The 1,226-nt window shown below is 73.7% G+C and carries 1 pseudogene; it reads left to right on the top strand.

Annotated features, from left to right (window positions below):
• The first annotated feature begins 118 nt into the window (after positions 1-118).
• Positions 119-974: pseudogene (locus SSNG_RS29140) on the top strand (LysR substrate-binding domain-containing protein).
• Positions 975-1,226 lie beyond the last annotated feature (252 nt).

The raw sequence follows: 1,226 nt of genomic DNA, 5'->3' as shown, positions 1-1,226 counted from the left end.
GGGGGGTACGAAGGTACGAGGGGTATGACCATCGTCGCCGGTGGGCGGTCATCGGGAAACACGCACACCGCACTGACTGCCATCGCGGAACGTGATGACGCGGGCCTAGTCTGGGGTCATGTACGACCCGGTCCAGCTGCGCACCTTCCTCACGGTGGCCCAGACGCTGAGCTTCACGCAGGCGGCGGCCCGGCTCGGGGTGCGGCAGTCCACGGTCAGCCAGCACGTGCGGCGGCTGGAGGAGGCCACGGGGCGCCCGCTGTTCGTGCGGGACACGCACAGCGTCGGGCTGACGGAGGACGGCGAGGCGCTGCTGGGCTTCGCGCGGACCATCCTGGAGGCGCACGAGCGGGCGGCGGCCTTCTTCACGGGGACGCGGCTGCGGGGACGGCTGCGGTTCGGGGCGTCGGAGGACTTCGTGCTGACACGGCTGCCGGAGATCCTGGAGGGGGTTCCGGCACGAGCACCCCGAGAGTGGACCTGGAGCTGTCGGTGGAGCTGTCGGGGACGCTGCACGAGCGGCTGGACGCGGGGCGTCTGGACCTGGTGCTGGCCAAGCGGAGAAAGAAACGGGGGACGAGCGGGGCCGGATGGGGTGGCGGGACCGGATGGTGTGGATCGGCGCGGAGGGGCTGCGGGTCGACCCGGAGCGTCCGGTGCCGCTGATCGTCTTCCCGCCGCCGGGGATCACCCGGGCGCGGGCCCTGGAGGTGCTGGAGCGGGACGGCCGGGCGTGGCGGATCGCCTGTACGAGCGGCAGCCTGAGCGGCCTGATCGCGGCGGCCCGCGCGGGGCTCGGGGTGATGGCGCACACCCGGGGGCTGATCCCGCCGGGACTGGTCCGGGTGGGCGGCCTGCCGGAACTGGGGCCGGTGGAGTTCGCCCTGCTCCAGGGCCGCCGCCCCACCCCGGCGTCGGAGGCCCTGGCGGCCGCCGTCCTGGCAGGCGGCGACCGCCTGAGCCGGCCAGCGTAGGGGGCGGGGGCGGGGGGTGGGGGTTGCCCACGCGCCCCCTTGGATGCGGGGCGGGAGCCGGGAGGCGGTATCCCCTCGGACCGGATCAGAGCCGGTTGGGGGCTTCCCGTCAGTCCCATCGTCCTTCCGGTTCGGGCCGGTCCCTCAAGGGCGCTCCTTCGTCGCGTCGCTACGCGATCGCCTTCGGCGACCCTTGACCGACCGACCCGAACCGGAAAGCCGAAAGACTGCCGGGAAACCCCCAAAGAAACG

Source organism: Streptomyces sp. C (assembly GCF_000158895.1).
GTDB classification, from domain to species: Bacteria; Actinomycetota; Actinomycetes; order Streptomycetales; family Streptomycetaceae; genus Streptomyces; species Streptomyces racemochromogenes.
This window is presented reverse-complemented; position numbering and strand designations above follow the sequence as displayed.